This is a genomic window from Intestinimonas sp. (assembly GCF_026169115.1).
Taxonomy (GTDB): domain Bacteria; phylum Bacillota; class Clostridia; order Oscillospirales; family Oscillospiraceae; genus Intestinimonas.
In genome coordinates, this window is sequence record NZ_JAPFEA010000048.1 from 25,214 (window position 1) to 39,036 (window position 13,823).

A 13,823-nucleotide genomic window follows, 5' to 3' on the forward strand; every position below is an offset into this window, starting at 1 on the left:
CACAGCCATGCTCGACCATATTTACGTCAAGGGCGCCCGCGCCAACAACCTCAAGAACATCGACGTCACCATCCCCCGGGACAAGCTGGTGGTGCTCACCGGCCTGTCCGGCTCCGGCAAGTCCTCTCTGGCCTTCGACACCATCTACGCCGAGGGCCAGCGGCGGTATGTGGAGTCCCTCTCCTCCTACGCCCGGATGTTTCTGGGCCAGATGGAAAAGCCCGATGTGGACTACATCGACGGTCTCTCCCCCGCCATCTCCATCGACCAGAAGACCACCTCCAAAAACCCCCGGTCCACCGTGGGCACCGTCACCGAGATCTACGATTACCTCCGTCTTCTCTGGGCCCGGGTGGGCACCCCCCACTGCCCCAAGTGCGGCAAGGAGATCAAACAGCAGACCATTGACCAGATCATCGATCAGGTGATGGCCCTCCCCGAGGCCACCCGCATCCAGGTCATGGCCCCCGTCATCCGGGGCAAGAAGGGCGAACACGCCAAGATCTTCGAGGACGCCCGCCGCTCCGGCTACGTCCGGGTCCGGGCGGACGGCTCCATCTACGACCTCACCGAGGAGATACGCCTGGACAAGAACAAGAAGCACAACATCGAGGTGGTGGTGGACCGGCTGGTCATCCGCGCCGACATCGCCCGGCGGCTCACCGACTCGGTGGAGACCGCCTCCGCCCTCTCCGGCGGGCTGGTCCTCATCAACATCGTGGGGGAGGACCGGGACATCCTCTTTTCCCAGAACTACGCCTGCGAGGACTGCGGCATCTCTATTGAGGAGCTCTCCCCCCGGATGTTCTCCTTCAACAACCCCTTCGGCGCCTGCCCCACCTGTACCGGTCTGGGCTCCCAGCTCAAGGTGGACGTGGACCTCATCCTCCCCAACCGGGACCTCTCCATCCTGGAGGGGGCCATCACCGCCAGCGGCTGGAACAACGTGAAGGGGGACTCCATCTCCCGGATGTACTTCGAGGCCCTGGCCAAGAAGTACAAGTTCAAGCTCACCACCCCGGTGAAGGACCTGTCCGACGAGGTGCTGGACGTGATCCTCTACGGCACCAAGGGGGAGAAGCTCAAGCTCACCTATGAGCGGGAGAATGGCCAGGGCACCCTGATGCAGGCTTTTGAGGGCGTGGTCAACAACCTGGAGCGCCGCTACCGGGAGACCCAGTCCGACGCCATGCGCCGGGACCTGGAGGAGTGCATGTCCCAGCGGCCCTGCCCCGACTGCGGCGGCAAACGGCTGCGGAAAGAAGCCCTGGCCGTCACCGTGGGGGACATCAACATCGACGACTTCTGCCGCAAGTCGGTGACCGAGGCCCTGGCCTTCATCGACGCCCTGGTGCTCAGCGAGCAGAAGATGCGCATCGCCGAGCGCATTTTGAAGGAGATCAAAAGCCGTCTGGGCTTCCTCCAGTCGGTGGGTCTCCAGTACCTGACCCTGAGCCGGGCCGCCGCCACCCTCTCCGGCGGCGAGAGCCAGCGCATCCGCCTGGCCACCCAAATCGGCTCCTCCCTCATGGGAGTCCTCTATATCCTGGACGAGCCCTCCATCGGCCTCCACCAGCGGGACAACGACATGCTGCTGGACACCATGAAGCATCTGCGGGATCTGGGCAACACCCTCCTGGTGGTGGAGCACGACGAGGACACCATGCGCGCCGCCGACTACATCGTGGACATCGGCCCCGGGGCCGGCGTCCACGGCGGGCAGGTGGTGGCCTGCGGCACCGCCGAGGAGATCATAAACACCCCCGGCTCCATCACCGGCGACTACCTCTCCGGCCGGAAGCAGGTGCCTGTCCCCGCCCAGCGCCGGACCGGCAGCGGCCATTTCCTCACCGTCCGGGGGGCGGCGGAAAACAACCTGCAAAATGTGGATGTGTCCATCCCTCTGGGAACCTTCACCTGCGTCACCGGCGTCTCCGGCAGCGGCAAATCCTCCCTGGTCAACGAGATCCTCTACAAGCGGCTGGCCGCTGACCTAAACCGAGCCAAGACCCGGCCCGGCAAGCACGCCGGCATCGAGGGGGAGGAGTTTTTGGACAAGGTCATTGACATCGACCAGTCCCCCATTGGCCGGACTCCCCGGTCCAATCCGGCCACCTACACCGGTCTGTTCAACGACATCCGGGAACTCTTCGCCTCCACCCCCGACGCCAAGGCCCGGGGCTATGGGCCGGGCCGGTTCTCCTTCAACGTCCGGGGCGGACGGTGTGAGTCCTGCTCCGGCGACGGGCTCATCAAAATCGAGATGCACTTCCTCCCCGACATCTATGTCCCCTGCGAGGTGTGCAAGGGCAAGCGGTACAACCGGGAGACCCTGGAGGTCCGCTACAAGGGCAAGAACATCTATGAGGTGCTGGACATGACGGTGGAGGAGGCCCTTCCCTTCTTTGAAAACCTCCCCCGGCTCTACAACAAGATCCGCACCCTCCAGGAGGTGGGCCTGGGCTATGTGAAGCTGGGCCAGCCCTCCACCGAGCTCTCCGGCGGTGAAGCCCAGCGAGTCAAGCTGGCCACCGAGCTGGCCAAGCGCTCTACCGGTCAGACCATCTATATCCTGGACGAGCCCACCACCGGTCTCCACACCGCCGATGTCCACAAGCTCATCGAGGTCTTGCAGAAGCTGGTGGACGTGGGCAACACCGTGGTGGTCATTGAGCACAACCTGGACGTCATCAAGACCGCCGACCACATCATCGACCTGGGCCCCGAGGGGGGCGACGGCGGCGGTACCATTGTGGCTGTCGGCACCCCTGAGGAGGTGGCGCAATGCGCCGCCTCCTACACCGGGCACTACCTGAAAGCAGTGTTGGAGTAAAAGAGATGCCGTCGCCCCCCTGCCAAGCGTTTTGGCCACAGGCCAAAACCTTGATGCCGGGCGGATTCATTCCGCCCGAGCAGATCAAATCTTCGGGGTCCCCATGGGGCCTGCCCCATGGGGTTGGCGACGGCGGCGGTACCATTGTGGCTGTCGGCACCCCGAGGAGGTGGCGCAATGCGCCGCCTCCTACACCGGGCACTACTTGAAGACGGTGCTGGAGCGGGAGTAAGCCCCGTTTTTGTACCGCAGCCCTTCACCTGTCACCCTGAGCGCAGCGAAGGGTCCGTTTCCCTCCTCCTGTCACCGGCCTTGGGGGACGAGGGAGACGGATTCTTCGGCTTCGCCTCAGAATAACGGGGAGGGGTCAAGCCCCCGGCCCTTTGCTCCAGAAACACTCCGACAAACCGACCCCCGTCCGCAGCCCCAGCACAAAAGCCTGGAGGGAGAAAAACTCCCGGCTCTTATCGAAGTTCACACGCTCCTCCAGGTCCAGATTGCCGTCCATGAGGGAGAGGTCCAGCTCGTAGCCGCTCCCCAGGACGTGCTCCTCCTGGTAGGGATAGATGTAGCGGGCATAGAGCCACGGTAAAAATTGATCCAAAATACCACCTCCTATGTCGTATATTATATACGTCTTTTAATGTCGTGTCAAGTAGGTGAGATGCGATGGAAAAAATCATGGAGCCTTTTGGCGCCCGGCTGAAAGCCCTGCGAAAGGCAAAAAAACTCAAGCAATCGGACATGGCCCTTCTGCTGGACTGCACGGACCGGCACTATCAGCGCATGGAATATGGATATGTCAACGTACCGTCCCTTACCCTTCTGAAGCTGGCGGACTATTTCGGCGTCACTACGGACTACCTTCTGGGACGGGATCTGATGGAATCGTAGAGGCGGCTATTGGTCACCCGCCGGTGCTCCTCTTGCTCCCCGGGCTGCACGGGCGTTACGTCGTCGTGGCAACGTCCGCACCGCTCAAAACACCCTGCGGGTATTTCTCGCTCCGCTCCCTTGCCCCTCATCTCCCAAATGGACCCGCTTCGCTGGGCTCCATTTGGGTCCCCTATGCGAATTGCCTGGCAGTAGAGCAGCCTGGGGGGTACATCCAATAGGGGGGAGCCGCAGCTCCCCCCTGTGCTTGGCCGTTTCAAGGGGGAGAGTCCAGAGAGGGGGGAAATCGGAATCCCCCCTCTCTGGGGTGTCTTTGGTTCCTTTCTGCACAAGCAGAAAGGAACGCCCCCGGCAGGGCGGACAACACCGCAAACAGAAATCACTTTTGCTCAGAAGAAAATCTTCTGCGACCATCTCCGATGGAGAACGGCCTCCGGCGGGCCCCTTTCTGAATGACCAGAAAGGGGCGAAAGAGTCAGTCAAGGAGGGGGATTTCGATTTCCCCCTCCTTGACAATCCTCCCCTTAAAACGACCAACACAGGGGGGCTGCGGCCCCCCTATTGGATGTACCCCCCAAGTCTTCTATTGCTACGTTGTTTGCACCGTCGGCTTACTTCGTAACGCCGCCGGCGCACGGGGGGCTGGTGGACCGCCGGCGGGCGGATGATCGCCGCCCCTACAACACCACTGTAACGTTGGCGTAGGGGCGGCCTGTGTCCGCCCGCCCCCACGGACCTTCCCCCTCCCAGGGGGAAGGTGGCATTTGCGAAGCAAATGACGGATGAGGGTGGGTATCGGAAATGAACTGGACTTTCCCCTCACCCGTCTCCCTCCGCTCGACAGCACAGGTCGAGGAAGATATGGTTTTATCTGACTGTTCCCCGAACAGTCAGCCCCCCAGGGAAGCCTTTATGCACGGCAGGACGGGCCGATGAGGACATCGGCCCCTACGCCAACGTTGCGGTGGTTTTGTAGGGCCACCATATAGGACGGCCACCCAGTTTGGGACCACGTTGCGAGGTGGTTTGGCGCGCCGGGGTCGTCGCGCCCCACAAAAAAGCGTGGTACCGTGGGCACGTCTGGGAAGCCGCGCCCCACACAATCAGGTGGTGCCATATCGATACGGCGGGCGGATAATCGCCGCCCCTGCCGAAAATTTCACAAAATCTTTATCGTCAACTGCCTGTCCGGTATGGTACAATGGTCCCCGAGGTGAACGAACTTTGGATCTCCTGCAATGGCTGACTGATACCGAGCTGGGCGCGATGGTCTCCACCGTCCTGGTCTCCATGGTGCCCGTCCTGGAGCTGCGCTTCGGCATTCCCTGGGGAGTGGCCCACGGGCTCTCCCATTGGACCGCCTTTCTCTGCGCCGTGCTCGGCAATATGATCCCCCTCCCCTTCATCGTGGTCTATATCCGCCGCATCTTCAAGTGGATGCGCCGCCACCTGCCCCAGCTGGACCGGGTGGTGGACAAGCTGGAGGCCAAGGCCCACCTGAAGGGCCGCAAGGTCACGAAATACCGCTATCTGGGCCTGATGATCTTCGTGGCCATTCCCCTCCCCGGCACCGGTGGCTGGACCGGCGCCCTCATCGCCGCCTTTCTGGACATGCGCCTGCGGAAGGCCATGCCCTCCATCCTGGCCGGCATCCTCATCGCCGGATTCCTCATCACCGGTATCACCTACGGCTTCACCTCGATCTTTTGACCCTTTCCCACCTCCGCGCATAGGATGGCGCGGAGGTGGATCGTTTTGCTGTACGCCGCTTTTGAGGTTTTGCTGTCCCTGCTGGCCGTATTCGGCCTCTTTTCCGCCCTGTGGCTTCTCTTCCGCCGGGCCCTGTTCGCCCGGGCTGGGGAAGAGCCCCGCGCCTGCGCCGTAGTGGCCGTCCAGGGGGACGGCTCCGGGCTGGAACAGACTGTGAAGGAGCTTTTATGGCTGCGGCTGGGAGGGGCCCGGCACTATACCGTGCTCATCGCAGACGCCGGCCTGGACGCCAGGGGCAGGGCCATGGCCGCCGCCCTGGTCAACAGTCTGCCCGAGGTGGTGGTCTGCCCCATGGAGCGGCTGGCCGATTATCTGGACCCGAGCTGAGGTCCCATCACGACTGGAAGGAAGTAGGACGACTTGGAGACGACCAAAGAGCTCACCCTGATGGAGGGAACGGTGGAGTCCGTCATTTTCCGCAACGAGGAAAACGGCTACACGGTCCTCCGTCTCAGCGTGGGAGACGGGGAGCCGGTGACGGTGGTGGGCTGTATGCCCGGCGCCGCTCCCGGCGAGGGTCTGGCCGTCCAGGGGACCTGGGCCCGCCACTCCTCCTACGGCGAGCAGTTCAAAGCCGAGATCGTGGAGCGGCGGATCCCCGTGGGGGAAAAGGCCATCTTTGAGTACCTGGCCTCCGGCGCCATCCGCGGCGTGGGGACGGCCACCGCCCGGCGGCTGGTGGAGGAGTTCGGCGCCGACACCTTTACCGTACTGGAGGAGGAGCCGGAGCGCCTGACCAAGATCAAGGGCATCACCCGCAAGCGGGCCCTCCAGATCAGTGAAGCCTTCCGGCTCCAGATGGGCATGCGGCGTCTGCTGGACTTTCTGGGAGAGCACGGCCTGCCCCTCCAGCTGGGCATGCCCCTCTACCGCCGCTACGGCAACCTGGCCCTGGATGTGATCCGGGACAACCCCTATCTGCTGGTGGACGAGGAGCTGGGGGTCCCCTTTTCCACCGCCGACGAGCTGGCCCTGGCCATCGGCCTGGACGGGGAGGACCCCCAGCGGCTGGAGGCCGGCGTCCTCTTCGAGCTCACTCACAACCTCAGCAACGGCCACACCTTTCTCCCCGTCCAGAAGCTGCTCTGGGCCACGGGACAGCTCATCGGAGTGGAGGGGGCGGGGCTCACCGAGGCCCTGGACTCCCTGGAGCACCAGGGGCTCCTCACCCGGGAGGAGGTGGCCGGGGAGGACGCCTGCTACCTCTCCTCCATCCAGGAGGCGGAGGAGTACGTGGCCTGGCGGCTGGAGGAGATGTGCGCCCGGGAGCTGCTGCCCCCCGCCCATCTGGAGCGGCTGCTGGACGACATCCAGGAGACCCAGGGCATCACCTACGCCCCCCAGCAGCGTCAGGCGGTGGCCCTGGCGGCGGAGCGGCAGGTGATGCTCCTCACCGGCGGTCCCGGCACCGGCAAGACCACCTGCCTGCGGGGCGTCCTCGCCCTCTTTGACGCCCTGGGCCTGGAGACTGCCCTAGCCGCCCCCACCGGGCGGGCCGCCAAGCGGCTGGGGGACGCCTGCGGCACCGAGGCCGCCACCATCCACCGGCTGCTGGAGACCCAGTTCGACCAGCACACCGGGCAACTCATCTTCGCCCACGATGAGGACGAGCCCCTCTCCGCCGACGCCGTCATCGTGGACGAGACCTCCATGGTGGATGTGCCCCTGATGCGGGCCCTCCTCTCCGCCCTGCGCAGCGACTGCCGTCTCATTCTGGTGGGCGACCCGGACCAGCTCCCCTCCGTGGGGCCGGGCAACCTCCTCTCCGACCTCATCCGCAGCGGCAGGGTGCCCACCATCTGCCTCACCGAGATCTTCCGCCAGGCCGCCGAGAGCGCCATCGTCCTGAACGCCCACCGGGTGGACCGGGGGGAACTTCCCGACCTCACCAACCACCAGAAGGATTTCTTTTTCCTCCGCCGCCGGGATCCGGTGCGGACGGCGGAGACCATCGTGGAGCTGGTCCGGACCCGGCTGCCAGAGAAAATGGGCATCCCCGCCGACCAGATCCAGGTCCTCTCCCCCACCCGCAAGCACCAGAGCGGCACCCTCTCCCTCAACCAGCGGCTCCAGGAGGCCCTCAACCCGGCCCAGCCCGGCAAGGGGGAGCGGCGCTTCGGACCCTACCTCTTCCGTCAGGGGGACCGGGTCATGCAGGTGAAGAACAACTACGACATCATGTGGAAGGACCGGGAGGGCCGCTCGGCGGGCATGGGGGTCTTCAACGGTGACATCGGCTGCATCACCGACATGGACCCCAGGGGCGAGCTCATCACCGTGGACTTCGACGGGCGGCTGGTGGAGTACGCCCCCGAGATGCTGGGTGAGCTGGAGCCCGCCTACGCCATGACCGTACACAAGGCCCAGGGCAGCGAGTACCGGGCCGTCATCCTGGCCGTCAGCGACGGCTCCCCCATGCTCCTCTCCCGGGGCGTCCTCTACACCGCCATCACCCGGGCCAAAGAGCTCTTCATCCTGGTGGGAGACGAGGAAAAGGTGGCCCAGATGGTCCGCAACGACCGCCAGCAGCGCCGCTACTCCGGTCTGCGGGCCAGACTGGCCAGGGGGTCGTGAGGAGGGGGCGCTACGCCTACGGGCGGGCCGATGAGGACATCGGCCCCTACGCCAACGTTACGGTGGTGTTGTAGGGGCCGGTGTCCTCACCGGCCCGGTGTTTCGGCGCGGTATTTCTTTTGTTGTGGGGCCCGACGACCCCGGCGGGCCCCATAGAATGACGTGGTGCATGGGCGCGTCTGGGAAGCCGCGCCCCACAAAACAGGGATCGCCCGTTGTCCACCGTAGGGGCCGACCTATGTGTCGGCCCGGATGCAGTCCAGCGGGCATCCCGCGGGCGCACACGCAGGTGCGCCCCTACGGGGGGTGGCCGGAGCGCAAAACCACACCCAGTCCCCCCCCTCATCCGTCATTTGCTCCGCAAATGCCACCTTCCCCCTGGGAGGCGGAAGGTCATCTTGGGTCCGGCGTCTCCCCTCATCCGTCTGGCCTTCGGCCAGCCACCCTTCCCCCAGGGGAAGGCGTTGTGGGCCGCTATTAGCCCCCCCTATATCTGAACGGTGTAGTTTCCAAAATTTTAAGCACTAGTAATGCACTAAATTTTATTTAACTTTTATTGCGTGGGATATGCTTTGTTTACCTCATAGGAGAGGAGACAGGGCATATGGAAAAACGGACCCACCTGAGCATCCGCATGGACAGGGAGCTCCACGACAAGCTGCAATATATTGCCGCCTACGATGGTCGCTCCATGAGCCGGCAGATCCTGCATCTCATCACCACCTGTGTCCGGGAATTTGAAAAGGAGCACGGTCCCATCGACCTGGAGGAGCCGTCATGACCGGCCCGGTGGAGGTCCTGCTGGACCTGATCTTCCCGCCCAAGTGCGTTTTTTGCAGGAAGCTGCTGCGCAGGGGCGAAGACGGCATCTGTGCCGGCTGTCAGGAGCACCTGCCCTGGCGCCTGGGGCCGGAGGCGGAGCAGACCCTGGAGTTCATCTCCCTGTGCGCCTCTCCCCTCTGGTACCAGGACCAGGTACGGGAATCCTTCCACCGCTACAAATTCAAGGGTTCACGGGGCTATGCCGGGGTCTATGGCCGGCTCATGTCCCAGTGCGTCCGGGACCACCTGGCGGGGCGGTACGACCTCATCACCTGGGTGCCATTGTCGGCGCAGCGCCGGAAGGCCCGGGGCTACGACCAGGCCATGCTTCTGGCGGAGGCCGCCGCCCTGGAGCTGGGGGATGTGGCCGCCGAGACCCTGGCCAAGGTCCGGGACACCGACGCCCAGTCCGGCCTGGGCAAGGACGACAGCGCCCGCCGGGCCAACGTCCTGGGGGCCTACCGCCCCACCGACCCGGAGCTGATCGCCGGACGGCGCATCCTCCTCATAGACGATGTGGTCACCACCGGCTCCACCCTCTCTGAGTGCGCCCGGACCCTGCGCACCGCAGGCGCCGCCGACGTGGTCTGCGTCACCCTGGCCCGGGCCAGGAGATAGCCTTGTCCCCCTTTTGAGGGTGCTTCACCGCAAAAAGACGGTTTCCGCCCCTTTTTTCGGGTGATTTTCGTATCCTCTTATTTGAAATTAAGGTTGAAATGCGTCGGAACTCCTTATATAATAGTTCTATATTTGGGTCACCCTGCCTGTTTGCGGCCTTTGGGCCGGGTTGACCTTCTTTCATTCGTGTTTTTACAAAGGAGATTAAACCATGGGTCTCTTGGCTAAAATAAAGGAAAAGCTCAAAGTGTTTCGAGGTGCTGGTATGTTCGCGAAAGACATCGGTATCGATCTGGGTACCGCTTCCATTCTGGTATATGTAAAGGGCAAGGGCGTGGTGCTGCGGGAGCCCTCCGTGGTGGCCATGGACAAGGACAAGGGCACCCTCCTCAAGGTGGGCACCGACGCCCAGCAGATGCTGGGCCGTACCCCCGGCAACATCGTCGCCATCCGCCCCCTGCGTGAGGGCGTCATCTCCGACTTTGACATGACCGAGCGTATGTTGAAGGAGTTCATCCGCAAGGCGGCCTCCTTCCGGCTCTTCAAGCCCCGCGTGGTCATCTGCGTCCCCTCCGGTATCACCGAGGTGGAGGAGCGGGCCGTGGTGGACGCCGGCATCCAGGCGGGCGCCCGCCGGGTCTTCCTCATTGAGGAGCCCCTGGCCGCCGCCATCGGCGCCGGCATCGACATCACCAAGCCCGACGGCCACATGGTGGTGGACATCGGCGGCGGCACCACCGACATCGCCGTCATCTCCCTGGGCGGCATCGTGGAGTCCACCTCCATCAAGATCGCCGGCGACCAATTTGACGAGGCCATCATCAAGTACATACGCCGCAAGCACAACGTGCTCATCGGCGAACGTACTGCTGAGGAGATCAAGATGCAGATCGGCTGCGTCTTCCCCCGCCCCGAGGAGCAGACCTTCGAGGTCAAGGGCCGCTGCCTCATGACCGGCCTGCCCCGGGTCTTCACCGTCACCTCCTCCGAGATGATCGAAGCCTTTGAGGAGGTCTCCACCCGCATCCTGGAGGCCATCCACGGCGTCCTGGAGCGCACGCCCCCCGAGCTGGTGGCCGATATCTCCACCAACGGCATCGTCATGACCGGCGGCGGCAGCCTGGTCTGGGGCTTTGACAAGCTCATCGAATCCCACACCGGTATCGAGACCTATGTGGCCGAGGACGCCATCTCCTGCGTGGCCTACGGCACTGGCAAGAGCCTGGAGTGGGTGGGCGAGATGCAGGACGGCACCATGAACATCTCCCGCCGGAAGCAGATGAACTGACCCGGCGCGCTCTTCGCATAACAAAAACGGGATGACGTCAAACGTCATCCCGTTTTTCTCAGGTCTTCCCTGTACCCCTGACGGACAACTCCGTCAACGATGGTCTTTCCACATCTGAGCATGCTCATCTTATCCCATCTCAAGGAGGTCCCCGCCATGTCCGAACGTATCCTCAACGCCCTGCTCCTCACACCGGCGGAGCGGGCCCAGTTCCTGGCCGCCGCCCCCGGCGTGGAGCAGCGGTTCCTCCCCCTCATGGACAACAGCGGCCTCACCGTCCCCCTCTCTGATCCCAGTGCTGTGGAGGGGGCCACGGTGGTGCTGGGCAGTCTGCCCCCTGACGTGCTCGCCGCCACCCCCACCTTGAAGTGGCTCCAGACCTGGAGCGCCGGGGTGGACGTGTATTTGAAGCCCGGCGCGCTCCCCGACGGCGCCATGCTCACCTCCGCTGTGGGGGCCTACGGCCCCTCGGTGGCTGAGCACCTCTTTGCCTGCCTGCTCGCTCTGATGAAGCGGCTGCCCCAGTACCGGGACCGGCAGCGCGGCCACAGCTGGACCGACCTGGGCATGGTGAAGACCCTCTCCGGCGCCACCGTGCTGGTGGTGGGGGCTGGGGACATTGGGCAGCGTTTTGCCGCCCTGTGCCAGGCCATGGGGGCCCACACTGTGGGGCTCAAGCGGACGGCTTGTCCGCCCCCCGCCGGCCTGGACGAGGTCCACGCCCTGGACGGGCTGGACGCCTGGCTCCCCCGGGCAGACGTGGTGGCTCTGGCCCTGCCCCAGACCCCGGAGACTGTCCACCTCATGGACCGGCGGCGGCTCTCCCTCATGAAGGACGACGCCATCCTCCTCAACGGGGGCCGGGGCTCCGCCGTGGACCCCCAGGCCCTGGCCGAGACCCTCCGGACGGGCCGCCTGTGGGGGGCCGCCCTGGACGTCACCGAGCCGGAACCCCTCCCCGCCGACTCCCCCCTCTGGGACATGGACAACCTGCTCCTCACGCCCCATGTGGCCGGCGGCCTCCACCTGGAGGGCACCCGGGAGCGGATCGTGGCCATCGCCCTGGAAAATTTGAAGCGCTATCTGGCCGGGGAACCCCTGAAAAACCGCATGAAGTAAGAAAAACGGCGCGGGAGAAAGCCTTCTCCCGCGCCGTTTTCGTCCTTGACATACCTAGAGCCCCGAGGTATATTATACCTAGAAAGCCGAGGTATTCCATCCATATGTGAAAGGAGTGAGTTATATGAAAGCTGACAAAAGCCTGCTCTCCGGCAGCACCACCCTGCTGGTCCTCTCCCTGCTCTCCACCGGCGACAAATACGGCTATGAGATGATCGCCGAGCTGGACGCCCGGAGCGACCACACCTTCACCCTCAAGGAGGGGACCCTCTACCCCATCCTCCATGGCCTGGAGCGGGAGGGGGCGGTGAAGTCCTACACCAAAGAGGCCGACAGCGGACGGACCCGGAAGTACTACCGGATCACCAAGAAGGGCCTGCGGGCCCTGGAGGAACAGAAGAAGGAGTGGGTGGATTTCTCCCAGAAGGTGAACGCCATCCTGGCGGGGTGCGCCCCCGCCCTGGCCTGATGGACGGCCCCTTCACCCGGTACTGCGCCGCCGTCTGCGCGCAGGTCCGCTTCCGGCCCGACCGGGTGTCCATCCAGTCCGAGCTGTGGGACCACCTGGAGGACCACGCCGCCGCTCTGGAGGCCCAGGGGCTCTCCCGTGAAGCGGCCAAGGAGGCCGCCGTGGCCGCCATGGGGGACCCGGAGGAGGTGGGCAGAGCCCTGGACGCCCTCCACTCCCCTGTGGCCGGGTGGCTGCTGCGGATGCTGACTTGGTGTACCAAGGTCTGCAGCATAGCGGCCCTGATCCTGCTGTTTCTCTCCTGCCGGCGACTTTTTCTCCATGTGACCGGTCCGCTCCGGTCAGTGGAGGTATGGACCGCCGCCACTTCGGAGTGGGCTGATGGCCGTGTGTATCACCCCACCGCCATCTACCGGGGCGAGGACTACACCTATTCCGTGGAGGGGGCGCGGCTGGCTGAAAAGGAGGACTCTTGGACCCTCTACTACCTGCTGCGGGTGGAGCATAAAAATCCCTGGCTCCGGCGCCCGACCCTGCAATATCTCATCCGGGCGGAGGACGATGTGGGGAACCTCTACCCCTGCTTCCGGGAACAGACGTGGGCCGGCAGTTCCACGGGAAATTTCATGAGTGACATCAGCTCTCCCTTTGTTACCTATTACGATATGTGGGTCTCCCCCGTCGATCCCTCGGCCACGGAGATCACCCTGATCTGTGACTACTACGGCCCGCGGGAATTTACCCTCACCATCCCACTGGAAGGCGGTGCGCTGTCATGAAAGGAACCGGCACCACCCTCACCCGCCGCCAGAAGGCGCTTCGGTGCGGCCTGCTACTGCTCCTCTCCCTGGCGGTCATCCTCTATGCCCTGGACTTCCCCATCCCCACCGCCGGGCTGGCCCGCAGGGCCACCGAGCGACGGTACTGCTTCGGCCCCTCGGAGGTCCTCTGCACCCTGGAAGAACCTCTGATTTACAGCCGCTCCTACGCCGTTCGCTGGGAGGACTGGTACGGTGTGGTCAGCGTCCTAAGGTTCGGCCCATTTTGGTGGGACACGGGCCTGACGAAGACGGTAAAAAATGACCCGGACCAGCCCCTGACCCCTCTGGAGGACAGCTTTTACCTCTTCCAGAACGATCCTATCATCGTCTTTTCCAGCGACCCCGCCATCGTCTCGGTGACCCTAGAGTTTCCCGTCCGCCCGCGCGGGGGCGAGGTACAGCTGATCTCCGTCACCCAGGACCAGGGACAAAACGGCTGCTTCTCCCTCTTCCTTCCATACCATGATGGGCAAAGCTGGACCTACTCCTCCCGCTTCCGTCTCTCCGGCTATGACGCCGACGGAAAACTGGTGTGGCGCTCCCCCACCCCTACGGGCGCTCCCGAGGGCTGGGACTATCTCTTCGGCCCCGCCGCTTTGGACCTGTAAGGAGGTA

13 protein-coding genes are annotated in these 13,823 nt (G+C 64.2%); 12 read left to right on the forward strand and 1 reads right to left on the reverse strand.

Going from position 1 to position 13,823, the window contains the following annotated elements; genetic code table 11:
• Window positions 1–7 precede the first annotated feature (7 nt).
• Window positions 8–2,833, forward strand: coding sequence for an excinuclease ABC subunit UvrA (gene uvrA, locus Q0Y09_RS04345; protein ID WP_297718156.1), 2,826 nt, complete (start codon window positions 8–10; stop codon window positions 2,831–2,833).
• A gap of 367 nt (window positions 2,834–3,200) precedes the next feature.
• On the opposite strand, the gene Q0Y09_RS04350 is transcribed toward uvrA, so the two are convergent.
• Window positions 3,201–3,437: a hypothetical protein gene (locus tag Q0Y09_RS04350; protein ID WP_297718159.1), complete on the reverse strand. Its 237-nt coding sequence runs from the start codon at window positions 3,435–3,437 to the stop codon at window positions 3,201–3,203.
• Window positions 3,438–3,502: 65 nt separating this feature from the next.
• Between Q0Y09_RS04350 and Q0Y09_RS04355 the strand changes: the two genes are divergently transcribed.
• The 11 genes from Q0Y09_RS04355 to Q0Y09_RS04405 all read left to right on the forward strand — a co-directional run bounded on the left by Q0Y09_RS04355 (window position 3,503) and on the right by Q0Y09_RS04405 (window position 13,816).
• The gene (locus tag Q0Y09_RS04355) at window positions 3,503–3,727 is read left to right on the forward strand and encodes a helix-turn-helix domain-containing protein (RefSeq protein WP_297718162.1); all 225 of its coding nucleotides are present in this window, start codon (window positions 3,503–3,505) and stop codon (window positions 3,725–3,727) included.
• Between the two features lie 1,224 nt (window positions 3,728–4,951).
• A complete protein-coding gene (locus Q0Y09_RS04360; protein ID WP_317380359.1) occupies window positions 4,952–5,437 on the forward strand; it encodes a small multi-drug export protein in 486 nt (161 codons plus the stop codon).
• Between the two features lie 45 nt (window positions 5,438–5,482).
• On the forward strand, window positions 5,483–5,824 hold the full coding sequence (locus Q0Y09_RS04365; protein ID WP_297718165.1) for a hypothetical protein: 342 nt from the start codon (window positions 5,483–5,485) through the stop codon (window positions 5,822–5,824).
• A 33-nt stretch (window positions 5,825–5,857) separates the two neighbouring features.
• Window positions 5,858–8,071, forward strand: coding sequence for an ATP-dependent RecD-like DNA helicase (locus tag Q0Y09_RS04370; RefSeq protein ID WP_317380360.1), 2,214 nt, complete (start codon window positions 5,858–5,860; stop codon window positions 8,069–8,071).
• 604 nt (window positions 8,072–8,675) lie between these two features.
• Window positions 8,676–8,852 carry a hypothetical protein gene (locus Q0Y09_RS04375; protein ID WP_297718168.1) on the forward strand — a complete coding sequence of 59 codons (177 nt, stop codon included), beginning with the start codon at window positions 8,676–8,678 and terminating at the stop codon, window positions 8,850–8,852.
• On the forward strand, window positions 8,849–9,511 hold the full coding sequence (locus Q0Y09_RS04380) for a ComF family protein (protein ID WP_297718170.1): 663 nt from the start codon (window positions 8,849–8,851) through the stop codon (window positions 9,509–9,511). The genes Q0Y09_RS04375 and Q0Y09_RS04380 overlap by 4 nt, the downstream gene beginning before the upstream one ends.
• Before the next feature lie 265 nt (window positions 9,512–9,776).
• Window positions 9,777–10,799 carry a rod shape-determining protein gene (locus Q0Y09_RS04385; protein WP_297718173.1) on the forward strand — a complete coding sequence of 341 codons (1,023 nt, stop codon included), beginning with the start codon at window positions 9,777–9,779 and terminating at the stop codon, window positions 10,797–10,799.
• 156 nt (window positions 10,800–10,955) lie between these two features.
• Window positions 10,956–11,918, forward strand: a complete 963-nt coding sequence (locus Q0Y09_RS04390; RefSeq protein ID WP_297718176.1) for a D-2-hydroxyacid dehydrogenase — start codon at window positions 10,956–10,958, stop codon at window positions 11,916–11,918.
• Between the two features lie 124 nt (window positions 11,919–12,042).
• A complete protein-coding gene (locus Q0Y09_RS04395) occupies window positions 12,043–12,387 on the forward strand; it encodes a PadR family transcriptional regulator (protein ID WP_297718180.1) in 345 nt (114 codons plus the stop codon).
• Complete coding sequence (locus tag Q0Y09_RS04400) at window positions 12,387–13,166, forward strand: permease prefix domain 1-containing protein (RefSeq protein WP_297718183.1); 780 nt, start codon at window positions 12,387–12,389, stop codon at window positions 13,164–13,166. Before Q0Y09_RS04395 ends, Q0Y09_RS04400 begins: the two co-directional genes overlap by 1 nt.
• Entirely contained in the window at window positions 13,163–13,816 is a 654-nt protein-coding gene (locus tag Q0Y09_RS04405; RefSeq protein WP_297718186.1) for a DUF5044 domain-containing protein, read from the forward strand. The genes Q0Y09_RS04400 and Q0Y09_RS04405 overlap by 4 nt, the downstream gene beginning before the upstream one ends.
• Window positions 13,817–13,823 lie beyond the last annotated feature (7 nt).